Origin of the sequence: Comamonas odontotermitis (assembly GCF_020080045.1) — a bacterium.
GTDB classification, from domain to species: Bacteria; Pseudomonadota; Gammaproteobacteria; order Burkholderiales; family Burkholderiaceae_C; genus Comamonas; species Comamonas odontotermitis.
This window is the reverse complement of the sequence record NZ_CP083451.1, coordinates 381823-403628: the sequence shown is the minus strand read 5'-3', so window position 1 is coordinate 403628 and position 21806 is coordinate 381823. Positions and strand designations below refer to the sequence as shown.

23 protein-coding genes are annotated in these 21806 nt (G+C 64.1%); 10 read left to right on the top strand and 13 right to left on the bottom strand.

The features are described 5' to 3' along the window. Window positions 1-16 precede the first annotated feature (16 nt). Window positions 17-247: a hypothetical protein gene (locus tag LAD35_RS01760; RefSeq protein WP_224151049.1), complete on the top strand. Its 231-nt coding sequence runs from the start codon at window positions 17-19 to the stop codon at window positions 245-247. Window positions 248-367: 120 nt separating this feature from the next. Next, complete coding sequence (locus LAD35_RS01755; protein ID WP_224151048.1) at window positions 368-910, top strand: GNAT family N-acetyltransferase; 543 nt, start codon at window positions 368-370, stop codon at window positions 908-910. Between the two features lie 2 nt (window positions 911-912). Here LAD35_RS01755 and LAD35_RS01750 read toward each other — a convergent pair whose 3' ends face one another. The 3 genes from LAD35_RS01750 to pyrE form a co-directional block, all read right to left on the bottom strand. After that, window positions 913-1521: a DNA-3-methyladenine glycosylase I gene (locus tag LAD35_RS01750; protein WP_224151047.1), complete on the bottom strand. Its 609-nt coding sequence runs from the start codon at window positions 1519-1521 to the stop codon at window positions 913-915. Between the two features lie 19 nt (window positions 1522-1540). Further along, window positions 1541-2167 carry a DUF4124 domain-containing protein gene (locus LAD35_RS01745; RefSeq protein WP_224151046.1) on the bottom strand — a complete coding sequence of 209 codons (627 nt, stop codon included), beginning with the start codon at window positions 2165-2167 and terminating at the stop codon, window positions 1541-1543. Window positions 2168-2232: 65 nt separating this feature from the next. Further along, window positions 2233-2943, bottom strand: coding sequence for an orotate phosphoribosyltransferase (pyrE, locus tag LAD35_RS01740; protein WP_224151045.1), 711 nt, complete (start codon window positions 2941-2943; stop codon window positions 2233-2235). Between the two features lie 10 nt (window positions 2944-2953). On the opposite strand from pyrE, the gene LAD35_RS01735 reads away from it, so the two are divergent. Both LAD35_RS01735 and LAD35_RS01730 read left to right on the top strand, forming a co-directional pair. Beyond that, window positions 2954-3757: an exodeoxyribonuclease III gene (locus LAD35_RS01735; protein WP_224152560.1), complete on the top strand. Its 804-nt coding sequence runs from the start codon at window positions 2954-2956 to the stop codon at window positions 3755-3757. A gap of 135 nt (window positions 3758-3892) precedes the next feature. Continuing rightward, window positions 3893-4717 (top strand): DUF2789 family protein, encoded by an 825-nt coding sequence (locus tag LAD35_RS01730; RefSeq protein WP_224151044.1) that lies wholly within the window; start codon window positions 3893-3895, stop codon window positions 4715-4717. A 148-nt stretch (window positions 4718-4865) separates the two neighbouring features. On the opposite strand, the gene pntB is transcribed toward LAD35_RS01730, so the two are convergent. Together pntB and LAD35_RS01720 are read right to left on the bottom strand one after the other, a co-directional pair. Further along, a complete protein-coding gene (pntB, locus tag LAD35_RS01725; RefSeq protein ID WP_224151043.1) occupies window positions 4866-6278 on the bottom strand; it encodes a Re/Si-specific NAD(P)(+) transhydrogenase subunit beta in 1413 nt (470 codons plus the stop codon). Between the two features lie 26 nt (window positions 6279-6304). After that, window positions 6305-7969 carry a Re/Si-specific NAD(P)(+) transhydrogenase subunit alpha gene (locus tag LAD35_RS01720; RefSeq protein ID WP_224151042.1) on the bottom strand — a complete coding sequence of 555 codons (1665 nt, stop codon included), beginning with the start codon at window positions 7967-7969 and terminating at the stop codon, window positions 6305-6307. Between the two features lie 319 nt (window positions 7970-8288). On the opposite strand from LAD35_RS01720, the gene LAD35_RS01715 reads away from it, so the two are divergent. The 3 genes from LAD35_RS01715 to LAD35_RS01705 are packed head-to-tail and all read left to right on the top strand — an operon-like array spanning window position 8289 to window position 11359. Then, window positions 8289-8558, top strand: a complete 270-nt coding sequence (locus tag LAD35_RS01715; protein ID WP_224151041.1) for a zinc ribbon domain-containing protein — start codon at window positions 8289-8291, stop codon at window positions 8556-8558. Between the two features lie 30 nt (window positions 8559-8588). Then, window positions 8589-10661, top strand: a complete 2073-nt coding sequence (locus LAD35_RS01710; protein ID WP_224151040.1) for a heavy metal translocating P-type ATPase — start codon at window positions 8589-8591, stop codon at window positions 10659-10661. Between the two features lie 59 nt (window positions 10662-10720). Beyond that, window positions 10721-11359: an MBL fold metallo-hydrolase gene (locus LAD35_RS01705; RefSeq protein WP_224151039.1), complete on the top strand. Its 639-nt coding sequence runs from the start codon at window positions 10721-10723 to the stop codon at window positions 11357-11359. A gap of 71 nt (window positions 11360-11430) precedes the next feature. On the opposite strand, the gene LAD35_RS01700 is transcribed toward LAD35_RS01705, so the two are convergent. The 4 genes from LAD35_RS01700 to LAD35_RS01685 form a co-directional block, all read right to left on the bottom strand. Continuing rightward, the gene (locus LAD35_RS01700) at window positions 11431-11811 is read right to left on the bottom strand and encodes a hypothetical protein (RefSeq protein ID WP_224151038.1); all 381 of its coding nucleotides are present in this window, start codon (window positions 11809-11811) and stop codon (window positions 11431-11433) included. Window positions 11812-11819: 8 nt separating this feature from the next. Further along, window positions 11820-12596, bottom strand: coding sequence for a M48 family metallopeptidase (locus tag LAD35_RS01695; RefSeq protein ID WP_224152559.1), 777 nt, complete (start codon window positions 12594-12596; stop codon window positions 11820-11822). Between the two features lie 132 nt (window positions 12597-12728). Then, a complete protein-coding gene (locus tag LAD35_RS01690; protein ID WP_224151037.1) occupies window positions 12729-13697 on the bottom strand; it encodes a DMT family transporter in 969 nt (322 codons plus the stop codon). Window positions 13698-13834: 137 nt separating this feature from the next. Beyond that, window positions 13835-14545: a helix-turn-helix domain-containing protein gene (locus LAD35_RS01685; protein ID WP_224151036.1), complete on the bottom strand. Its 711-nt coding sequence runs from the start codon at window positions 14543-14545 to the stop codon at window positions 13835-13837. Between the two features lie 239 nt (window positions 14546-14784). Here LAD35_RS01685 and LAD35_RS01680 point away from each other — a divergent pair, with 239 nt between their 5' ends. From LAD35_RS01680 to LAD35_RS01670, 3 genes are all read left to right on the top strand, one after another. After that, window positions 14785-16137: an AmpG family muropeptide MFS transporter gene (locus LAD35_RS01680; RefSeq protein WP_224151035.1), complete on the top strand. Its 1353-nt coding sequence runs from the start codon at window positions 14785-14787 to the stop codon at window positions 16135-16137. A gap of 119 nt (window positions 16138-16256) precedes the next feature. After that, entirely contained in the window at window positions 16257-16985 is a 729-nt protein-coding gene (locus LAD35_RS01675) for a response regulator transcription factor (RefSeq protein ID WP_224152558.1), read from the top strand. 60 nt (window positions 16986-17045) lie between these two features. Continuing rightward, entirely contained in the window at window positions 17046-18311 is a 1266-nt protein-coding gene (locus LAD35_RS01670; RefSeq protein ID WP_224151034.1) for a sensor histidine kinase, read from the top strand. Here the strand turns inward: LAD35_RS01670 and rbsD are convergent. Genes rbsD through LAD35_RS01650 form a run of 4 tightly spaced genes read right to left on the bottom strand, consistent with a single transcriptional unit; the run spans window position 18308 to window position 21711 of the window. After that, window positions 18308-18727: a D-ribose pyranase gene (gene rbsD / locus LAD35_RS01665; protein ID WP_184704880.1), complete on the bottom strand. Its 420-nt coding sequence runs from the start codon at window positions 18725-18727 to the stop codon at window positions 18308-18310. The genes LAD35_RS01670 and rbsD overlap by 4 nt on opposite strands. Further along, window positions 18724-19713 carry a ribokinase gene (gene rbsK, locus LAD35_RS01660; protein ID WP_224151033.1) on the bottom strand — a complete coding sequence of 330 codons (990 nt, stop codon included), beginning with the start codon at window positions 19711-19713 and terminating at the stop codon, window positions 18724-18726. Before rbsK ends, rbsD begins: the two co-directional genes overlap by 4 nt. After that, complete coding sequence (locus tag LAD35_RS01655; protein WP_224151032.1) at window positions 19710-20762, bottom strand: LacI family DNA-binding transcriptional regulator; 1053 nt, start codon at window positions 20760-20762, stop codon at window positions 19710-19712. Before LAD35_RS01655 ends, rbsK begins: the two co-directional genes overlap by 4 nt. A 10-nt stretch (window positions 20763-20772) precedes the next feature. Continuing rightward, a complete protein-coding gene (locus LAD35_RS01650; RefSeq protein ID WP_224152557.1) occupies window positions 20773-21711 on the bottom strand; it encodes an ABC transporter permease in 939 nt (312 codons plus the stop codon). Window positions 21712-21806 lie beyond the last annotated feature (95 nt).

The following is a 21806-nucleotide window of genomic DNA, read 5'->3' as shown; positions in this document are numbered from 1 at the left end:
GCACAGGAGGCTTGCCATGACCGACATCCACAGCATCAACCTCGACAAGCTGCGCAATATTGTGCAGAAGTTTGCGCACAGCGATTTCACCGCAGCGCAGATCGCCGCCGATTACTGGGACGGTGCGACCGACCAGATTGCCGCAAGCCGCGATCAGTTTGAAGCATTGCTGCAGCGCAATGCGGCGCTGCTGGGGATTCAGGAAGTCAGCGCCACCCAACCCATGCGCTGGCACGCCATGCAGTAGTAATTGCTATCAAAACAAGAGCTGTCAGCGCATAACCCACATGTGCTGACAGCTTGTTTCATGAATACCTCTATTCTCTTTGCGGCGCTGCACACCCTGCAACGGTGCTAGGCTGTCCGCATGCAGACTGCAACCGCTCCCCTCACTTTCCGTGATTTTCGCGAACCCGACCTGCCCGTTCTGGCGCAGGCCATGGGCGATGCCCGCGTCACGCAGTTCTACGGTCTGGAGACCCGCCACACCGATGCACACGCCATTGCGCGCGAACAGCTCGATTGGTACCGCCAACTGGGGGCAGACGGCGAAGGCTGGTGGCAAGCCATCTGCATGGGTGCGAGCGGCGCAGAAGCCCTTGGCGGCATAGGCCTGTATGACCGTGATGACGATGGCGACAGCGCCGAACTGGGCTACTGGCTGCAGCCGGGCCACTGGGGCCAGGGCATCATGAAAAATGCTCTGCGCCAATGGTTGCCAGGCGCCTTTCGCCGCCTGGCCTTGCACAGCGTGGTGGCCTATGTGGAGCCGGACAACTCCGCCTCCAGCCGCCTGCTGAGCCAGGCCGGGTTCACGCTGGAAGGCCTGCTGCGCGATTGCACGAGACGCAAGGGGCGCTATGTGTCGCTGCAGCGCTATTCTCTGCTGGCCAGTGAGCTTGGCGCCTAGGCCTACGCCCTGGCCTGCAGGGTATGGCAGCCGTGCAGATGGTCGTTGACCATGCCCATGGCCTGCATGAAGGCGTACATGGTGGTGGGGCCCACGAACTTCCAGCCGCGCTTTTTCAAGTCCTTGGACAGTGCATGCGCCTGTGGAGGCACACCCATCTCGCGCACGGATTCGAGGGTCACGCGTTTGGGTCTGCTGTTGGCAGCGGGTGCGAACTGCCACAGATAGGCGTCAAAGCTGCCGAATTCGCCCTTGAGCTCCAGCAGACGCTGGGCATTGTTGATCACCGCCTCGATCTTGCCACGGTGGCGCACGATGCCCGGATCGGCCAGCAGGCGCAGGATGTCCGGCTCGCCAAAGCGGGCGATCTGTTCGGCATCGAAATTGGCAAATCCGGCGCGAAAGCCTTCCCGCTTGTTCAGGATGGTGAGCCAGCTCAGCCCCGCCTGAAAGCCCTCCAGGCAGATTTTCTCGAACAGCCGGCGGTCGTCATGCACCGCAAAGCCCCATTCGTGGTCGTGGTAGTGCTGGTAGTGCGGGGTGGCCATGCACCAGGCGCAACGCACAATACCGTCTTCTGCCTGGGCCAGGCCCGGGGCCAGTGCTTTCATGGAAGTCTCTGCCTTCTGCTTACTTGCTGGCGGGTGCGGGCACCCAATACTGCTTGAGCGTCTGGGCCTCTTCGTCGAAGCGCTGGTTGGTGCGCTTGATTTCTTCGTTGATCGAGGCCACCTGCTCGTCTACCTCTTTGATGTCTTCGCGGTTGTACTTGAGGCGAGACTGCAGCGATTGCGGTGCTTTGCCGGGGTCCTTCTTGTAGAACTCCATTTCCCCATCGATCTTCTTGCGGTCTTCCAACAGGGACACCTTGCGCTCCTGCACAACCTTGATCTGCGTCATCAGGGTCTCGACGGCCTCTGCGCGCTCGGCGTCGTGGGCCGCCTTGTTTGGAAACCGCACGGCCAGCGCGCGTTCGCGGCGTTTGCCATCGCTTGCGCGATAACGCTCTTCCGCTTCCTTGCGGTTCTGGGCGGCCTGCTCTGCTTTTTCGCGTTCGGAATACGTGGGGCCGATGGTGCGCACCGCGCCACCCGGCATGGTGACGCGCTGCTCCCGGTCTGCGCAGGCGGCAATGGGGCGGTCTGCCGTCAGGCGGCGCCCCATGGCGTCCACACAGCTGTACACCGCAGTGGCCGCGCCGGTATTTTGCGCATAGCAGGCACTGGTGAGGACAGTCATCACCGAAGCGATAGCCACGACACAAGCCACCTTACGCATCCATATACCTCTTCAAAACGAAACAAGCTATGGCATTCTAAACATCAATCGCGCACGCCATACTGCCGTCGGTAAGCCAGCACGCGAGTGTGGTGTTCACGCATCTCTTGGGCCGCGTCTCCCTGGTCAAGGAAGGCCAGCAGGTCTTCGAGCTTGGCAATGGTTGCAACCTTCAGGCCGAGGTGATCGCGCACATACTGTACGGCGCTATGGGGCACGTCCTGCCCGTTCTCGGTGGCCTTTTCCTGCCGGTCGAGCGCAATGGCCATGGCATGTGGCGTGGCGCCAGCGCCCTGGATCAGCGCAATGGATTCGCGGGCGGCGGTGCCCGCGCTCATCACGTCGTCAATGATCAAGACCTTGCCTTTGAGCGGAGCGCCGACCAGCGAGCCGCCTTCGCCATGGTCCTTGGCTTCCTTGCGGTTGTAGGCAAAGGGCACGTTCCTGCCCTGGCGCGCCAGCTCCACCGCCACCGTGGCAGCCAGTGGAATGCCCTTGTAGGCCGGGCCGAACACCATGTCGAACTCGATGCCGCTGGCAAGGATCGCTTTTGCATAGAATTCGGACAGTTGCGCCATTTTGGCGCCGTCGTCAAACAGCCCGGCGTTGAAGAAATACGGGCTCATGCGGCCGGCCTTGGTTTTGAATTCTCCAAACCGCAGCACGCCTGCATCGACGGCGAAGCGTACAAAATCCTGCGCCAAATCCTGCACCATCTGTGCCGCTTCACCCGACTGTGGGAGACTCTCTGCCATGACCCAATCCTTGTTCAAATTAACCAGCCTCAACCTCAACGGCATCCGCTCTGCCGCCACCAAGGGTGTGATTCCCTGGATCGAAGCGACCCGGCCCGATTGTATTTGCGTGCAGGAAGTCAAGGCACAGCAAGCGGATATGCTGGACAAGTTCGAGATCATCGACGAGATGCGCGGGTACTTCCAGTTTGCGCAGAAAAAGGGCTACTCCGGCGTCGGCGTCTACACGCGGCATGAGCCCAGCGACGTCGTGATCGGTTTCTCTCCGGGTGAATTCGATGCCGAAGGCCGTTATGTGGAACTGCGCTTTGACACCCCGCAGCGCAAGTTCTCCATCATCAGCTGCTACTTTCCAAGCGGCAGCTCGGGCGAGGAGCGCCAGGCCGCCAAGTACCGCTTTCTGGCCGAGCTGCATCCACACTTGATGCGCCTCAAGGCCGAGCGCGACTTCATCCTGTGCGGAGATGTGAACATCGCCCACACCAATGCCGACATCAAGAACTGGCGCAGCAACCAGAAGAACAGCGGTTTTCTGCCCGAAGAGCGCGCCTGGATGACGCAGATCCTGGAAAAGGAGACCGAGGCCGGTGGCCTGGTGGATGTCTACCGCGTGCTCCAACCCGATACCACCGACGCTTGCTACACCTGGTGGAGCAACCGAGGCCAGGCCTATGCCAACAATGTGGGATGGCGTCTGGACTACCACCTGGCCACCCCCGCCATCGCAGCCCTGGCGCGCCGTGAACATATCTACAAAGACCAGAAGTTCTCCGACCACGCGCCCATCACCATCGACTACGAGTACAAGCTGTAATCCGGCCGGTGGCAGGCCCAGCCGGAATGCTGCATTCCGTTGCAGCGGCCTGCCTCGCCAGCTTGCCCGGCAGGGCCCGCCACCGCACCCACGCGCACTGCCGCCCTCTTCCTTCAGTCATCAGGAGCGATCTTCATGTCCGATAACTTCTTCCGTTTTCATGATCTGTTTGCGCAATTGGGCCTTCCCAATTCGCCTGAGGCCATTGCCGCCTTCCTCGCGCAGCACCGCCCCCTGCCCAATGACACGCTGCTGGCCGACGCTCCTTTCTGGGACGAGGCGCAGGCGCAGTTCATTCGCGAGAAGAAGCTGCAGGATGCGCCCGAATGGACGCAGTTGATCGACCAGCTGAGCGAGGCACTGCGCGAGACGCCCGATATCCGCAACGCATGCCGGGTGCTGGCGCTATCGGGCAGCCTGCGCCATGCGTCCTTCAACACGGCGCTTGCCCGCGCAGCGCAATCCATGGCACCCCAGGGCATGGAGATCGAAGTGGCGACGCTGCATGGTATTCCGCTGTATGACGGCGACACGGAAGCGGGCGAGGGCATCCCCGCTGCCGTGCTGCAATTGAAGGCACAGATTCTGAAAGCCGACGCCCTGCTGATGGTGACCCCCGAATACAACAACGGTGTGCCCGGTGTCTTCAAGAACGGCATCGACTGGCTCTCGCGCGCAGACATGAAGGCCATCTTTGCCAAGCGGCCCACGGGGATCATCGGCGCCTCGATGAGCGGATTTGGCACCGTCTCCTCCCAGGCCGCCTGGCTGCCCACGCTCAAGCTGCTGGGCGTTACGCTGTACAGCGGTGGCTCGGTGCTGGTGTCGCGTGCGCAGAATGCCTTCACCCCTGAAGGTGCTTTGGCAGACGAGGCCGCCCGCAAAAGCCTGAGCGCTTACCTGAACGGCTTCCATGAATTCGTGCAACTGTCCAAGGCGGCGAAAGCAAGCGCAGCCTGACATGCGCAGGGGCTGAATGTGGAAGCCCCTGTAAACCAGTTCTCGCAAAAAAGAGAGCAGTTGGCACCTTGCACAAGCCCGATTCAAGCTGTTTTGGTTTGAATAGGACAACCACCAAGCGCCAACCGCTCCTTTTTTCAGAGCATCCTCACGCCCGAAGTGCTGCCAGCACCTCATCGAGCATCTTCTTCGCATCGCCAAAGAGCATGCGGTTGTTTTCCTTGTAGAACAACGGGTTGTCTACACCGGCGTAGCCCGACGCCATCGAGCGCTTCATCACGATGGAATGCCGGGCCTTCCACACCTCCAGCACCGGCATGCCGGCGATGGGGCTGGCCGGGTCGTCCTGCGCAGCAGGGTTCACGATGTCGTTGGCGCCAATCACCATCGCCACGTCGGTGTCCGGAAAGTCCTCGTTGATTTCGTCCATCTCCAGCACGATGTCGTAAGGCACCTTGGCCTCGGCCAGCAGCACGTTCATGTGGCCCGGCATGCGGCCCGCCACAGGGTGGATGGCAAAGCGCACATTGACACCGCGCTCGCGCAGCGTCTTGACGATCTCGTTGACCGTGTGCTGCGCCTGCGCCACGGCCATGCCATAGCCGGGCACGATGACCACGCTCTTGGCCTCGCGCAGCAACTCGGCCGTATCGGCCGCTGTCACGGGCACCACTTCGCCCTGCGGCTCCGCCGCATCGCCCTTCTTGGCTGGCGCACCTGCGCCAGAGCCAAAACCACCCGCGATCACGCTGATGAAGTTGCGATTCATCGCCTGGCACATGATGTAGCTCAAGATGGCGCCGGACGAGCCCACCAGTGCGCCAGTGACGATCAGCAGGTCGTTGCTGAGCATGAAGCCGGTTGCCGCCGCCGCCCAGCCCGAATAGCTGTTGAGCATGGACACCACCACCGGCATGTCGGCACCACCGATGGCCATCACCATGTGCACGCCAAACAGCAGCGCAATGACCGTCATCACCACCAGCGGCAGCATGCCCGCCTGCACATCGTGGGCGCCCAGGAACCGTTGGCCCAGCCAGATCACCAGCAGGAGCGCGACCAGGTTGAGCCAGTGGCGCCCCGGCAGCAGGAGCGGCTTGCCGCCGATACGGCCATTGAGCTTGCCAAAGGCGATGAGCGAGCCCGAGAAGGTGACCGCGCCAATCAGGATGCCGACGTAGATTTCCACCTCGTGGATCGCCTTTTCTGCACCCGTGAACTGAACGGACGTATCCACGTAGCTGGCATAACCCACCAGGCAGGCCGCCAGGCCCACCAGGCTGTGCATCAGCGCCACCAGCTCGGGCATCTGGGTCATCTTCACAACCTTGGCTGCATAGAGGCCGATACCCCCGCCGATGACCAGTGCGATCACGATCCAGGCGATGCCCGAGGGGCTGACCCGTGGGCCGAAGACCGTGGCCAGCACCGCCAGCGCCATACCGATCATGCCAAACAGGTTGCCGCGGCGCGAAGTTTCCGGGTTGGACAGGCCACCCAGGCTCAGAACAAAGAGAATGGCGGCACCGAGATAGGCCACTGTAGCCATGCTTTGGGACATGTTCGTCTTCCTTCTTGTTGTAGTTGTTACTTGCGGAACATGGCGAGCATGCGGCGGGTCACGGCAAAGCCGCCGAACATATTGACAGCCGTCAATACAAGCGCAGCAAAGGCCAGCCACATGATCAGCCCGTCAGGCCGTCCGTTCGCTCCAGCCTCGGGTGGGGCGATCTGCACCAGCGCCCCGATGGCGATGATGCTGGAGATGGCGTTGGTCACGCTCATCAGCGGCGTGTGCAGGGCTGGCGTCACGTTCCACACCACCATGTAGCCGATGAAGCAGGCGAGCACGAACACCGTGAAATGCCCCAGGAAGGCCGCCGGCGCATAGGCACCGATCAGCCAGAACAGCACAGCCGCCACGGCAAAGAGGATGGCCAGCGCCTTGGCGGACATGGGCGCGCCCGCGCCATGGCCGTGGCCGCTCTTTTTCTCGGCTACGGGCGCCGCCGCCTTGGGTGCTGGGGCCGGAGCCTGCGGGAGTGGCGGTGCGGGCCAGATGACAGTGCCGTCCTTGATGACGGTCAAGCCCCGGATCGCGTCATCCTGCATATTGACCACTGCCACGCCGTCCTTGGCCTTGCACAACTCCTCGGTCAGGCGCAGCAAATTGGTGGCGTACAGGGTGGACGACTGCTTGGCCAGCCGCGAGGCAAGATCGGTATAGCCAATGATGGTGACGCCATGGCGCACCACGGCCTGGCCGGGCACCGTCAGCTCGCAATTGCCGCCCTGCTCGGCCGCCATGTCGACGATCACGCTGCCGGGCTTCATGCTCTGCACCATCTCGGCCGTGATGAGCTTGGGCGCGGGCTTGCCGGGGATCAAGGCGGTGGTGATGATGATGTCGGCGTCCCTGGCCTGCTCGGCATACATCTTGCGCTGCGCGGCCTGGAAGCCTTCGCTCATCACCTTGGCATAGCCGCCGCCACCCGAGCCCTCCTCCTCATAATCCACTGCCACAAACTCGCCGCCCAATGATTTGACCTGATCGGCCACCTCGGCGCGCGTGTCGTTGGCGCGCACGATGGCGCCCAGGTTGGCTGCCGTACCAATGGCCGCAAGGCCCGCCACACCGGCGCCCGCGATGAAGACCTTGGCCGGGGGAACCTTGCCTGCCGCCGTGATCTGGCCATTGAAATAGCGGCCAAAGGCGTTGGCCGCCTCCACCACGGCCCGGTAGCCGGAAACCCCGGCCATCGACGTCAGCGCGTCCATCTTCTGCGCACGCGAGAGGGTGCGCGGCAGGCAGTCGATGGCCAGCACCGTCGCCTTTCTGGCAGCAAGCTGCTCCATCAGCTCGGGGTTCTGCGCGGGCCAGATGAAGTCGATCAATATCTGCCCTGCGCGCATCTGCGCCACTTCTTCGCTGCTGGGCGGGCGCACCTTGAAAATGACGTCGGCTGCGGCCCAGACAGAGGCCGCATCGGGCAGCACTTCCGCCCCGGCCGCACGGTAGGCGTCGTCGCTGCAGTTGGCGGCTTCACCGGCACCAGCTTCAATGCAGACGCCAAAGCCCAGCTTGGTGAGCTTTTCCACCACCTCGGGCACGGTGGCCACACGCTTTTCCAGCGGAAAAGTCTCCTTCAGGACGCCAATGCGTTGGGCGGCACTGGGTTGGGCGCCATCGCGCGGGACATCACCTGGCAGGGCACCTCCTCCCACGGAGGCCGGGCTCTCGTTGCTGGACATGGCTCATCTCCTATCGTGTTGCATTCATGGCGCGCAGGCGCATTTCACACGGGTTGTAGCATGATCGCCCTGTTTGGGCTATGCGCGTCTGTGCCTATGCCTTATTCCAGCGCAAGACACAGCAACAAGGTGACCCAGATACCCCAAAGCCCCAATACCGGCCTGGCATGCGGCCGCCTGTGCACGCCCACCCGCTGAACACATGACGCACAGATTACATTTGGGTCATGAATGGAACCAGGGCCACCTGCCCGGCTCTTGAAGCTATATAACTGACGTCAACACGACAGTGAATGGTGTAGCAACAGGAGAAATCATCATGGGAATACTGAGTCGGCTTTTTCAATCCCACGGCTATGGCGGGCACCATGGTGGCGGCCATGGTGCAAGGCCCTACTACACCCCTTCGGGCGGGTCGGCGCCAACCGCCAGCACCTGCCCCGGCTGCCGCACCGCTGTGGCTGCTGGCACGCGCTTCTGTCCGCAATGCGGCCAGTCCTTGGTGCCAGCCGCCTGCCTCCAGTGCGGCGCCGGGCTATCTGCAGGCGCGCGATTCTGCGATCAATGCGGCAAATCCACTGCAGGCTGATCGGCAGGGCAGTGAAAGAAAGCGACCCCCATGGACGACAAACCAACCAATACCGAGCAGTCCACTGTCCCAGCCGTTGACCCAGGCCACGGCAGCCCCGGCCACCGCCACACCGAAGGTGGCAAGGATGACGGGCACAGCCACGCAGGTCTGTTTGGCGCAAATACCGAAATGGCCTTTGCGCTGATCTGCGGGCTGCTGCTTGCAGCAGGCGCAGCCATCGGCAAGTGGGTGGCAGGCGCTCCTGCATGGCTGCCGCTGGCATGCTACGTAGCAGCCTACTTTTTTGGCGGCTTTTTCACCTTGCGCGAAGCCATCGGCAACCTGCGAAAAAAGCGCTTCGAGATCGACACCCTGATGCTGGTGGCCGCGGCGGGAGCGGCAGCGTTGGGCTCATGGGGCGAAGGGGCGCTGCTGCTGTTTCTGTTCAGCCTGGGGCATGCGCTTGAGCACTACGCCATGGGCCGCGCCAAACGTGCCATCGAGGCACTGGCTGAGCTGGCCCCCACCACGGCCGTGGTGCGCCGCGACGGACAGCCCGTGGAGATCCCCGTCGAGCAGCTGATCCCGGGCGACGTCGTGCTGGTGCGCCCCAATGAGCGCCTGCCCGCCGACGGGTTCGTGGTGCTGGGCACTTCCAGCATCAACCAGGCCCCGGTCACGGGGGAGAGCATCCCGGTGGACAAGCGGCCGGTGCCCGATGTCGCGCTGGCCCGCGCGCGGCCTGATGCGGGGGTCGATGCGGCATCGCGGGTGTTTGCCGGCACCATCAACGGTGCTGGCGCGATCGAGATCGAAGTCACACGCCGCTCGGGCGACTCTGCGCTGGCCCGTGTGGTGCGCCTTGTGAGCGAGGCGGAAACCCGCCAGTCCGCCACGCAGCGCTTTACCGACAAATTCGAGCGCATCTTCGTTCCGCTCGTGCTGCTGCTGGCAGTGGTGCTGTTGTTTGCCTGGGTGGTGGTGGACGAGCCGTTCCGTGACAGCTTTTACCGCTCGATGGCCGTGCTCGTCGCAGCCAGCCCTTGTGCGCTGGCCATCGCCACGCCCAGTGCCGTGCTCTCGGGCATTGCCCGCGCCGCGCGCAGCGGTGTCCTGATCAAGGGCGGCGCGCCGCTTGAGGAACTGGGCGCTCTGCAAGCCATGGCTTTCGACAAGACCGGCACGCTGACTGAGGGCCGCCCCCGTATCACCGATGTGGTTCCAGGGGACGGTATTGATCCGCAGGAGTTGCTGTCGGTGGCTGTGGCTGTCGAGGCGCTGAGCGACCATCCGCTGGCGGCAGCCATCGTGCGCGATGGGCGCGAACGCCTCGAAACCGGCGTGGAGTTGCCTGCAGCCACCGATTTGCGCAGCCTCACGGGGCAAGGCGTGGTTGCGACCATCGCGGGCGAGACGGTATGGATCGGCAAGGCCGAAATGTTTGGCAGCGGCGACGCTGGCCCGCTCGGGCAGGCAGCCACTGCGGCTGTCGCGCAGTTGCGCGAGGCAGGCCGCACCACCATGGTGGTACGGCGCGGCAACCGCGATCTGGGCGTCATCGGGCTGATGGACACACCGCGCGCCGGCGCCCGCGAGGCACTCCAGCAATTGCGGGAACTGGGCATCACCCGCATGGTCATGATCTCGGGCGACCACACCACGGTGGCCCAAGCCGTGGCCAAGGATGTAGGGCTGGACGAAGCCTGGGGCAACCTGATGCCCGAAGACAAGGTCAGCGCCATTCGCAAGCTGCGCGCGCAAGCACCGGTGGCCATGGTGGGCGACGGTGTGAACGACGCGCCCGCCATGGCGAATGCCTCGGTCGGGATTGCCATGGGCGCGGCGGGCTCGGACGTTGCCCTGGAGACCGCCGATGTGGCGCTCATGGCCGACGACCTGCGCCACCTGCCGTTTGCCGTGGGGTTGAGCCGCCACACGCGCGGCGTGATTCGCCAGAACGTTTTTGTCAGCCTGGGCATTGTGGCGTTTCTGGTGCCAGCCACCATCATGGGGCTGGGTATCGGCGCCGCCGTGGCGGTGCATGAGGGCTCGACGCTGCTGGTGGTGATCAACGCACTGCGCCTGCTCGCCTATCGCGATCCGCTGCGTCAGCAGGCTTGAGTGCGCGCATGGGCAGAGCGCCGATAATACGGCCCTGCCTTTCATCACCTCTGCCTGCCATGCTCCACTACCACACCGTTCCCGTTACCCAGTTCCAGCAAAACTGTTCGCTGGTGTGGTGCGACCAGACCATGGAGGCCGCCGTCATCGACCCGGGCGGTGATCTGGAGCAAATCGGCTGGGAAATCGAACGCCTGGGCCTCACGCTCAAAGCCATCTGGCTGACCCATGCGCATATCGACCACGCGGGCGGCACGGGCGAGTTGGCCGAAAAAATGCAGCTGCCCATCATCGGCCCGCAGGAAGGCGACCAGTTCTGGATTGACGGACTGCCCCAGCAAAGCCAGATGTTCGGTTTTCCACCCGTGCAGCCTTTCACGCCAACGCGCTGGCTGCACGATGGCGATACGGTAGCGATTGGCCAGGAAACCCTGAACGTACGCCACTGCCCGGGCCATACGCCGGGCCATGTGGTCTTCCATGCGCCGCAGATCGATCGCTGCTTTGTGGGCGATGTGCTGTTTGCCGGCAGCATTGGCCGCACGGATTTCCCCCAGGGCAACCACCAACAACTGATCGACTCCATCACCCAGCGCCTGTGGCCGATGGGCGACCAGACGGTTTTCATCCCCGGCCACGGGCCCGAGAGCACATTTGGCCGCGAGCGCAAGATGAATCCGTATGTATCTGGCACCTGATAAAAGTGACATCAGCGCTTTACAGAAAAGTGCCTTTCGCTACATAAATAATAGCAAATGGTTTTCCATGGTCAGCAGGTCCAATAGATCCTTTTCACCAGATCAACCACCTCGGGCCCGTCGCTGCAACCGCCTACTTCGGTCGCCATACGGTCGCCTGCTCCCTCGCCAATGATCCACTGCGCGGTCGGCCGGTTCCACACCAGCGGGCCCTGCGCGATCACACCCTTGGGAAAAGGCGGGTGCGCCTGCGTGTTGATCACCTGGATGGTTCGCTTGCGGATGATGACCAGCACCTTGGCATGCAGCAGGCTGGGCTGCTCGGCAAAGCGGTGTTCAAAGGTGTAGCGCCCCGGCGGCAATGGGGGCTTTGGATCCCCGGCATGGGCAGTTGGTGGCAGTGCAACAGCAGCAGCCAGCGCCATCAAAGGGGTTGCCGCCGGCCATCGCATGGCGGCTGTCAGCGCTTGCGCGCCTGTTCGTACAGGCCTGCCACCTTGGGCACATTGGCCTGCAGCTTGGCGATGCGATCCGGGCCCGTGGGGTGGGTGGACAAAAAGCCGATACCACCGCCGCCGTTGGCCTGGCCCATCTTCTCCCACAGGGTGACAGATGCCTGCGGGTTGTAGCCCGCACGCGCAGCCATCTCCAGCCCCACCAGATCGGCGTCCGATTCATCCGAGCGGCTGAATTTGAGCGTGAGCAGCTTGCCGCCCAGGTTGGCGGCGGCCGTGCCCATGTCTCCCAGCCCGAAAATCGCCGCCCCCAGACGGATGCCCAGATCGGTAGCCTGTGTCTTGGCCAGTTGTTCTCGCGAATGCTCGCGCAGCGCATGCGCCATCTCGTGGCCCATCACCATGGCGATTTCGTCGTCGGTCAGCTGCAGCTGGTCGATCAGGCCGGTGAAGAACACGATCTTGCCGCCAGGCATGCAAAAAGCGTTGATCTGCTTGCTGCCGATCAGGTTGACCTCCCACTTCCAGCCCTTGGCACGGTCGTTCCATACCAGCGCCTGCGGAATCAGCCTCTGGGCAATCGTCTGCAGGCGCTGCAGCTGCGGATTGCCGGGCTGCGCCAGCGCGCCTTGCTGCCGGGCCTGCGCAAGCAGCTCACCATACTGCTGAACAGCAGCCTGCTCCAGTGTTTCGGCAGGCACCAGGTTGCGCATGGCCGATGACTTGCCGACCTCCACCTGCGCCACTACAGGTGTGGCCATGACGAGCATTGCAGCACCCATGGTCAGCCCGTGCAGCAGGCGCCTGGGTTGTTGCAGAGAGGAAAGGAATGCGTTGGTGAGGTGCATGGCCTCCATTATGAAAGCAGGCAAGGAGGCCGTCGAGAGAGAACGCCCTTGCCAATGCCTGCTCCATCAAACGGCAGAAGGCGCAGCCACCGCCATCTCGGCGCGCACCACCACCAACAGGCCCACCAGCACGGCCGCCAACCCCAGCCAGGCCACCAGCGGCTGGTGCTCGCCCACCACCCACACCGCCAGAACGAAAGCGGCAACAGGCTCGATCAAGCTCAGCGCCACCCCAGTGGGCCCGGAGATATGGCGCAAGCCAATCGAAAACAGCATGTGCGCAATGCCCGAGACCACCGCCCCCAGGTAGATGACGACGAGCACGGAGGGCAGACTCCACTGTGGCTGGCCCGCCTGCGCCCAGGCCACGGGAGCTGCCAGCAGCGCGGCGCCCGTGAACACATAGAAGTTCACCACCTTGGGCGCCATGTGGCTCACCAGGCGCTTGTTGATGAGCGCATAGCCTGCATAAGACAACCCCGCCAGCAGACACATCACCAAACCCTGCCACGAAGCACTGCCTCCTGCGCCCTTGCCCAGCACCATGGCGGCGCCGCCCGCCACGCTCACCAGCGTACCCAGCCACCAAAGTGCAGACAACGGCGCGCGCAGTACGAGCGCCTGCAACAGGCCCGCCCAGATGGGGCTGCTGCCTATGGCGACCGCCGTGCCCACGCCCACGCCCGCCAGCTGCAGCCCTTCGTAGAAGAACACGCTGTAGCCGCCAATGCCAAGCGATGCCCAGAAAAACCACGACCAGCGCAACCCCGCCGCGCGCGGGCGCAGTACCAGACTGCCCGGCCTGCGCTGCAGCGCCCACCACAGGGCCAGCCCCAAAAACACGCTGGCCGCCGCCAGCTGCGCCGCCCCCACCCAGAAAGGCGAAAGGCCTGCAGCGCCCAGATACTGGGCAGTGCCGCTGGTGCCCCACAGCACCCCAGCCAGCGCCACCAGCGCAATGCCTTGCACCGACGAAGATGGCACGCCAGGGCCTGCCTTCAACGAAGAAACAGCCGCAGACGATGGAGAGGACATGGCAGAAGGATTCATGCCGCTATGGTGCGCCTGCAAGCGGCCTGCAAATGTCGAGAAACGCTTGCACCGAATTTTTATATCAAAAATGGCTTCAACGCCCTTTCAACAAGCGCGATCAGCTATCAAAAAGATAGAAATCATCGGCCTGAAGACGCTTGCCTGCGCAGGCTGCGGCTGCCCACGCCACGGTCGCGCTTGAGCGCATAGGCCAGCGCGCTGGCACTGCTGTAACCGCAGCGCAAGGCGGTGGTCTCCAACGGCTCGCCAGCAGCCAGTGCCCGGCTTGCGACATCCTGGCGCAGATCGCGCAGCCATTGCTGCGGCGTGCGGCCGGTCAACTCCTGCCAGCGCACATGAAAGCGCTGAGCACTCAGGTGCGCGAGCGCCGCAAGCCGCGCCGTTGACCAGTCAGCCGCCAGATCGGCCTGCACCGCTTTGGTGATGGCCTGCACATCGAGCGCGCGGCGCTGCAGCAGCACGGGTGACTGCAGCACCCAGGCGAGATAGGCTTCGGCCATGGTGCCTTGCGAGGCATGCGTGCCCAGCCATGCTGCCGTGGGCGCAGCAAAGCGGCGCAACTGGGCCAGGCCCGCCTGCACCGGAGCATCCACCACGGCAATCGCACTGCCATGCTGGGCCAGGTAGGCATGCGTGGCCCCAGCGGGAATGACGACACCACTGGCCGTATCCACATAGGCAGCCTTGCCGTCCACCTCCAGCTCCATACGCCCTGCCAGTGCATACAGCAGCTGCACATGGCCGTGGCTGTGCGCCTGCTGTTCGCCGCTGTAGTGGCGCACAGAGTAATCCGGGGCAAGCAGCGGTGAATGCAGGTGCGGATCCGACATGGCGATGCGGCTGAGAAGAATGCCTATCTTACCCGCCGCGCCCCACAACCAGCGGCCGCCAAAAGCACTGTCCAAACAGCGTATATTGGCAGCAGTCTGCGGCCCCGCACAGCGTTGCGCCGCAATTGATTCAGGTGCGGTGGACGCGAGCCGGGCACATGCGGGGAGTTTTTCCCAGGAAAACGCCCGCAACGCCTTCGGTTTGTCACAATCGCACCACGTTTTGGCACAGCTTATCCATGGCGGATTCCGCAACCTCTACCGACACACCCGCTCGCCGCTCCTGGGGCGAGACATTCCGCGTCTACACCGAGCCAGCCAGCCTGCGCATGCTGGCGCTGGGTTTCAGCGCCGGGCTGCCGTTCCTGCTGGTGATGGGCACCTTGTCGTTCTGGCTGCGCAAGGCCGGTATCGAGCGCGCCACCATCGGTTTCATCAGCTGGGTGGGTCTGGCGTACGCCTTCAAGTGGGTCTGGTCGCCGCTGGTGGATCGCCTGCCCCTGCCCGGCCTGTACCGTCTGCTGGGCCGGCGCCGCAGCTGGCTGCTGCTGGCGCAGTGCTTGGTGATGGGCGGCATTCTGGGCATGGCCTTCACCGATCCGCAGCAGCACCTGAACACCATGGTGGCTTTTGCCGTTCTGACGGCCTTTGGCTCGGCTACGCAGGATATCGCGCTCGATGCCTACCGCATCGAATCGGCCAGTAGCGACAAGCAGGCTGCGCTGGCAGCCACCTACCAGACGGGTTACCGCATCGCCATGATCTGGGCCGGGGCTGGCGTGCTGTGGCTGGTGGCAGCTGCCCTGCAGTCCGGTGCCGGAGACTACCAGCCGCAGGCCTGGCGCATGGCCTATTGCGTGATGGCAGCTTCGATGGCCGTGGGCGTGCTCACCGTGCTGCTGTCACCCGAGCCGCAGGCCAAGGCCCTGCCTGCCGCGCGCAATGCCCGGGAGTGGCTGCAATCGACCCTGGTGGCACCGTTTGCCGACTTTCTGCAGCGCTACGGATGGCACGCGGCTCTGATTCTCGCGCTGATTGCCGTCTACCGCATCTCGGATGTGGTGATGGGCATCATGGCCAATCCTTTCTATGTGGACATGGGCTATACCGAGGCCGAAGTGGCTTCGGTCAGCAAAGTGTTCGGTGTGATCATGACCCTGGTTGGCGCCTTTGTCGGCGGCATCATCAGCATGCGCATCGGCGTGATGCGGGTGCTGATGCTCGGTGCGGTGTTATCGGCCGCCAGCAACCTGCTGTTTGCCTGGCTCAGCACGCGCGGCCACGATCTGACGGGCCTGATCGTTGTGGTTTCGGCCGACAATCTGGCCGGTGGCATTGCATCGGCGGCGTTCATCGCCTATCTTTCAAGCCTGACCAACGTGAACTACTCGGCCACGCAGTACGCGCTGTTCAGTTCGATGATGGTGCTGCTGCCAAAATGGATCGCCGGTTTCTCCGGGCTGTATGTCGACCATTTCGGTTATGCGCAGTTTTTCGTCTCGACCGCGCTTTTGGGCTTGCCGGTGCTGGTGCTGGTGTGGCTTGCCTCGCGCGTGCATGCGGTGCACAGCGCACCACCCGAAAGCCAGTAGGAGCCACAGAGAGCCGGTTTACCAAACTTTACGGACGGGACAAGCCTGCGCCATGGCGGCGTGCCAGCATGTTCCACTGTTGAAATCCGCGGGCCCGCCCGCCCACCACCATGACTGCGATGCATACCCACCAACTGTTGATGATCGAAGATGACGAGCGCCTGGCCAACATGGTGACCGAGTATCTGAACCAGTCGGGCCTGCAAGTCACGCACATGGCCGATGGCGCCAGCGGCCTCCAGGCACTGCAGGAGCCTGCCAGTGGCCAGCCGGCCGATCTGGTCATCCTCGACCTGATGCTGCCGGATATCGACGGTCTGGAAGTCTGCCGCCGCATCCGCACCTTGAGCAGCCCGGCCGCCCAGGTGCCCATCCTGATGCTGACCGCCAAGGGAGACCCAATGGACCGCGTGATCGGCCTGGAAGTGGGCGCCGACGACTACCTGCCCAAGCCGTTTGAGCCGCGCGAGCTGCTTGCCCGCATCCGCGCCATCCTGCGCCGCCGGGGCGACGGAGGCGCCGCCGCTGCCCAGCCCGCCCAGGTACTGCGCTTTGGCAGCCTGGAGATCGACCGCGATGCACGCACCGTGACCGTGGGCGGCAAACCGGCCGACCTCACCAGCTACCAGTTTGACCTGCTCGTCACCCTGGCCGAACGTGCGGGCCGCGTGCTCTCGCGCGACCAGATCATGGAAGCCGTACGCGGCCGCGAACTCGAAGCCTTTGACCGTTCCATCGACGTGCACATGGGCCGCATCCGGGCAGCCATCGAAGCCGACGCGAAAAACCCGCGCCGCATCCTCACCGTACGAGGCGTGGGCTACGTGTTTGCCAAGCAGCAGGACTAGACTACAGAATCAATAGCAGATAGCGCTCGACCATCGGGCGCCAGAAGCCTTCTCATAGAAATGCAGCTGTACAAGTACTTCGCCGAACGGCTCTACCTCCGCATCTGGCTCACCGTGGTCGGCGGCGTGGCGGTGCTGATTCTGGTGATCGGCTGGGCCTGGCAGGTGGCGGCAGAAAAGAACGCAACCCCCATGCAGCCGCCTGCGCGCGAGCTGTACATCCGGGGGACGGATGGCTCTGTGTTGCTGCACGGCGAAGCCGTGCGCCAGCCGGGCGAGCCGGGCGACAAGGTGCTCTACCTGATCGAGGACGACACGGGCCGCAGCTTCGAGATGGAACTGCAGCGCCGCAGCGACCGGGGCGGCCCGCACCGGCCGCCGCCCAACCTGGGCCCCTGGTGGTTCTGGGTCAAGCCTCCATTCGGTTTTCTGTGGATGCTGGGCCTCATCGGCGTCGTCGTGATCGTGGGGGTGTTCCCCATCATCCGCCGCCTGATGGGGCGGCTGGAGCGCCTGCGCAACGGCGTCAAGCAGTTTGGCGATGGCGATCTGTCGGTGCGCGTTGATGTACGTGGCAACGACGAGGTGGGCGAGCTGGCCCAGCAGTTCAATGCCGCAGCGGCGCGTATCGAAACCCTGGTGCAGTCGCACAAATCACTGCTTGCCAACTCATCGCATGAGTTGCGCAGCCCGCTCACTCGCATCCGCATGGGGGTGGAGTTGATGGGCGACAAGCCTTCGCCCACGTTCAAGCAGGAAATCCAGCGCAACATTGCCGAACTGGACCAACTGGTGGACGAAATCCTGCTGGCCAGCCGGCTGGATGCACGCGAGGCCGACGTGGGCACGTCCGAACTGATCGACCTGATGGGCCTGTGCGCCGAGGAATGCGCCCGCATCGACGCCGAGCTGGATGTACATGCCGATGCAGACATCGAAGTGCGCGGCATTGCCAAGCTGCTGCGCCGCGCCATTCGCAACCTGCTGGAAAATGCCCGCCGCTATACGCAGGGGCCGATCACCCTCTTCCTGGGCAAACAGGGTGCCTATGCAGAAATCCGGGTCGCAGACCGCGGCCCGGGGGTTCCCGAAGACCAGCGCGACCGCATTTTCGAACCCTTTTACCGCATGCCCGGCGCCAGCGAGCGCCATGGCGGCGTGGGCCTGGGCCTGGCGCTGGTACGCTCGATTGCCGAGCGGCACGATGGCCATGTGCACTGCGAAGCCCGCGAAGGCGGTGGCGCGGTGTTCGTGCTGCGCCTGCCGCTGGCGCCCATGGCATCGCGGGCGCCCACCAGCGGGCCCGGGCCCGCTACCAAGCTCTAGAAAACCACGCCCGATACCAGTGCCACATTGGCATAGGGCGTGAACTCGCCCGTGCGCACCACGGCCACAGCCCGGGCAGTCAAGGCCTTGAAATCTTCGTGCGAGATCGATTGCGGTGCAACGGGCAACCGGTCGCCCTGGCAGGCATACCAGTCAGGCAACGCGCCCTTGGCGCCGTTGCCATCATTGGCAGACAGGCATTCGCTCGCCACCACGGCGCGCTCCACCTGCAGCTCACTCAGAACGGCAGCGAGCACCTGCTTGACCGTTGGCACGCCCTGGGCTACCGCCAGATCAATGCGCCGCACGCCGGGCGGCACCGGAAGGCCAGCATCGCCAATCACCAGCACATCGCCATGGCCCATGCCGGCAATGACCTGGGACAGCTCGATATTGAGCAAGGGGCTGCGCTTCATACGAGAATCCAACGGGTAGCGCCGGTCAGAGTTTCGACTTCGGCAAAATAAGGGATGGAAGGCTGCGCACCCGCACGGGTCACGCAAATGCTGGCCGCGCGCATGGCCCATTGGGTGGCATCGTTCAGGCCCAGGCCCCGCGCCAGTTGCACGGTGAGTGCGCCCAGAAAGGTATCCCCCGCAGCCGTGGTATCCACCGCCTGCACCTGCGCCGCCTCGTGCCAGTGGGCAACACCTGGGATTGCCTCCGTGCCGTCATCATTGGCAATGGTCGCATCACACGCCACGGCGCCAAGGGCGCCAAGCGTCACCACCACCTGCGCCACGCCACGGCCCTGCAGCTGGCGTGCAGCAGCGGCGGCAGCCTGTGGCGTATCCACCGGCCGGCCGCACAGCTGCGCCGCTTCGCTTTCATTGACAACCAGCAGGTCTACCATCGGCCACCAGTGTTCTGGCAAAGCTTGCATGGGCGATGGGTTGAGAGCCGTTTTGCAGCCCGTCTGGCGCGCCAGGCGTAGCGCCTGCTCCACCTCGGCCAGCGGTGTCTCCAGCTGCAGCACCACGTAATCTGCACCCTGCAATTGCGCCTGCAGCAGTGCCTGCGGCACCCGCAGCAGCTCATTGGCGCCGGGCACCACCACGATCTGGTTCTGCGCCGCGTCGTCCACACTGATGACGGCCACACCTGTTCCTGCCAGCGCAGTGCGCTGCACATGCTGCGCGTTGATATGGTCTGCCACCAGGCCCGCCAGCAGTTGCTCGGCGTAGGCATCTTCGCCCACACAGGACAGCAGCGTCACCGCCGCGCCTTGGCGCGCACAGCTGACCGCCTGGTTGCCGCCCTTGCCGCCTGGCACCTGCGTAAGCGAGTGGCCCAGCATGGTTTCACCCGCCCGCGGCATGTGCGGCACGCGCAGCACCAGATCCATGTTCAGACTGCCCAGCACCACGATGCGCGGTGCCTGGCTCAAAATCGGTGCACTCACACCATTCCTCCACCCAAAGTTTGCATTGCACGATGGCCCGCAGGCTTGCTGCTCGCCCGTTTGACCAGCGCGGGCGCAAGCATCTGCACGGTGGCCGAAGACTGCCGCTGTGCCAACTTGCCTGCCTGCATATCCTCCCGCAGCAATGCCAGCGCCTGGTGCGCCATGGCCTTGACCGGTTGCGCCACTGTGCTGAGCGGCGGCTGCGTGTAGCTGGCCAGTTCGATATCGTCGTAACCCACCACGGCCACGTCCTGCGGCACCTGCAGACCGTATTCATGCACCGCCCGCAGGGCGCCCATGGCCATCAGGTCGTTGCAGGCCAGCACTGCCGTGGGCCGAGCGCTGGCCGGGCCCTGCAGCAAAGTCTGCATGGCCAGATAGCCGCCGTTGACGCTGAAATCGGCATGCACCAGCAGGTCTGTGCCATGGCCCATCCGCTGCAAGGTCTGGCGCCAGCCCTGCACGCGCTGCGCGCTGGAAAGCAGATGCTCGGGCCCGCCAATGCAGGCAATGCGCTGGTGGCCCAGGCCCAGCAGGTACTCGGTCGCCAGCAAGCCGCCCTGCACATGGTCGGTCTGCACGCAGGGGCGCTCCAGCCCGGCAATTGCGCGGTCGATCAGCACCATCGGGATGGCAGTGTGTGCCAGGTGGCGCGACATGGTCTCGTCATCGCTGGTCGAGGCCACGATGAGGCCATCCACCCGCTTTTGCGACAGCACATCCAGGTAGACCTTCTGGCGGTCGGCGTTGTCATCGGTGTTGCACAGCAACAGCGCATAACCCGTTGCAAAGCAGGCGTCTTCCACCGCGCGCACCAATTCGGCGAAATAGGGGTTGGAGTTATTTGGCACCAGCATGCCGATGGTGTGCGTGGCGTTCATCTTGAGGCTGCGTGCCACGGCGCTGGGCACGTATCCCAGGCTTTGCACCGCGTCCAGCACGCGCTCCTGCGTGCTGGGCAATACCGCCCGCGTCTTGTTGAGCACATGCGACACCGTGGTGACCGACACCCCAGCAACACGCGCTACATCCTTAATGCTTGTCATCACCGCCCAATCATGCGCGGCGCGCCGCACGGCGCTGACGCACGGTATCAATGATTACCGCCACCACGATCACCACGCCGGTGATGATGCGCTTGGCCGGTTCGCTCGCGCCCACCTGGGCCAGGCCGGCTTCAAGCACGGCAATGATGAGCACGCCAAAGAAGGTGGCAATCACCGAGCCGCGGCCGCCCATCAGGCTGGTGCCGCCAATCACCACGGCAGCGATCACCTGCAGCTCCATGCCGGTGCCTGCATTCGGGTCGGCAGCCTCCAGGCGTGCAGACTGCATCAGGCCCGCCAGACCCGCGAGCAGGCCGGTGAGCGCGAACACGATGATGCGGATCGGGCGCGGATCGATACCCGCCAGATGCATGGCTTCTTCATTGGTGCCGATACCGATCACGTAGCGGCCAAACACCGTGCGCGTCAGCACGATCTGGCCAAGGACGACAATCGCCAGCGCGATCAGAAAGGCTGCGGAGACCCCATCGACAATGGGCGCGGCCAGGCCGGAGATCGCGTCCCCAACATACTGGGTGCGCGAATCGGTCACCAGATAGGCACCACCACGCAACGCCTCCAGCATGCCCAGCGACACGATGAAGCTGGGCAACCGCCAGGCGACCGACACAGCGCCCGTCACCGCGCCGCACAGCAGGCCGGTGATCAGCCCCAGCAGGCCTGCTGCCCAGGGACCCAGCCCCCACACCAGGATGGCCTGCGCAGCCACTGCCGCTGACAGCGCCAGCACCGATCCCACCGACAGGTCGATGCCCGCCAGGATCAGCACAAAGGTCATACCCACCGCCATTACCGCAAGCGCGGGGATTTCGTTGGCGATGGTGACAAAGGTTTCCTTGCTCCAGAAATACTCGGAGAGAAAGCTGAACAGCGCGATCATGCCGACCAGCACCACCAGCAGGCCCACATAGGTTCCCCAGGCCTGCATGAAGCCTGCGGGCGCAGCCGCCCCTGCGGCTCCGCCTTGCTGCGCGTTGGGTTGTGTTGTCATGGCTTCTCGTCCTCGCCTGCTCTGTCTAGATC

Bases quoted from the DNA above. Each gene is read 5' to 3' on its own strand.
- LAD35_RS01760 (WP_224151049.1), top strand. From the start codon at position 17: ATGACCGACATCCACAGCATCAACCTCGACAAGCTGCGCAATATTGTG.
- LAD35_RS01755 (WP_224151048.1), top strand. From the start codon at position 368: ATGCAGACTGCAACCGCTCCCCTCACTTTCCGTGATTTTCGCGAACCC.
- LAD35_RS01750 (WP_224151047.1), bottom strand. From the start codon at position 1,521: ATGAAAGCACTGGCCCCGGGCCTGGCCCAGGCAGAAGACGGTATTGTG.
- pyrE (WP_224151045.1), bottom strand. From the start codon at position 2,943: ATGGCAGAGAGTCTCCCACAGTCGGGTGAAGCGGCACAGATGGTGCAG.
- LAD35_RS01730 (WP_224151044.1), top strand. From the start codon at position 3,893: ATGTCCGATAACTTCTTCCGTTTTCATGATCTGTTTGCGCAATTGGGC.
- pntB (WP_224151043.1), bottom strand. From the start codon at position 6,278: ATGTCCCAAAGCATGGCTACAGTGGCCTATCTCGGTGCCGCCATTCTC.
- LAD35_RS01720 (WP_224151042.1), bottom strand. From the start codon at position 7,969: ATGTCCAGCAACGAGAGCCCGGCCTCCGTGGGAGGAGGTGCCCTGCCA.
- LAD35_RS01715 (WP_224151041.1), top strand. From the start codon at position 8,289: ATGGGAATACTGAGTCGGCTTTTTCAATCCCACGGCTATGGCGGGCAC.
- LAD35_RS01710 (WP_224151040.1), top strand. From the start codon at position 8,589: ATGGACGACAAACCAACCAATACCGAGCAGTCCACTGTCCCAGCCGTT.
- LAD35_RS01705 (WP_224151039.1), top strand. From the start codon at position 10,721: ATGCTCCACTACCACACCGTTCCCGTTACCCAGTTCCAGCAAAACTGT.
- LAD35_RS01700 (WP_224151038.1), bottom strand. From the start codon at position 11,811: ATGCGATGGCCGGCGGCAACCCCTTTGATGGCGCTGGCTGCTGCTGTT.
- LAD35_RS01695 (WP_224152559.1), bottom strand. From the start codon at position 12,596: ATGGGTGCTGCAATGCTCGTCATGGCCACACCTGTAGTGGCGCAGGTG.
- LAD35_RS01690 (WP_224151037.1), bottom strand. From the start codon at position 13,697: ATGTCCTCTCCATCGTCTGCGGCTGTTTCTTCGTTGAAGGCAGGCCCT.
- LAD35_RS01685 (WP_224151036.1), bottom strand. From the start codon at position 14,545: ATGTCGGATCCGCACCTGCATTCACCGCTGCTTGCCCCGGATTACTCT.
- LAD35_RS01680 (WP_224151035.1), top strand. From the start codon at position 14,785: ATGGCGGATTCCGCAACCTCTACCGACACACCCGCTCGCCGCTCCTGG.
- LAD35_RS01675 (WP_224152558.1), top strand. From the start codon at position 16,257: ATGCATACCCACCAACTGTTGATGATCGAAGATGACGAGCGCCTGGCC.
- LAD35_RS01670 (WP_224151034.1), top strand. From the start codon at position 17,046: ATGCAGCTGTACAAGTACTTCGCCGAACGGCTCTACCTCCGCATCTGG.
- rbsD (WP_184704880.1), bottom strand. From the start codon at position 18,727: ATGAAGCGCAGCCCCTTGCTCAATATCGAGCTGTCCCAGGTCATTGCC.
- LAD35_RS01655 (WP_224151032.1), bottom strand. From the start codon at position 20,762: ATGACAAGCATTAAGGATGTAGCGCGTGTTGCTGGGGTGTCGGTCACC.
- LAD35_RS01650 (WP_224152557.1), bottom strand. From the start codon at position 21,711: ATGCAGGCCTGGGGAACCTATGTGGGCCTGCTGGTGGTGCTGGTCGGC.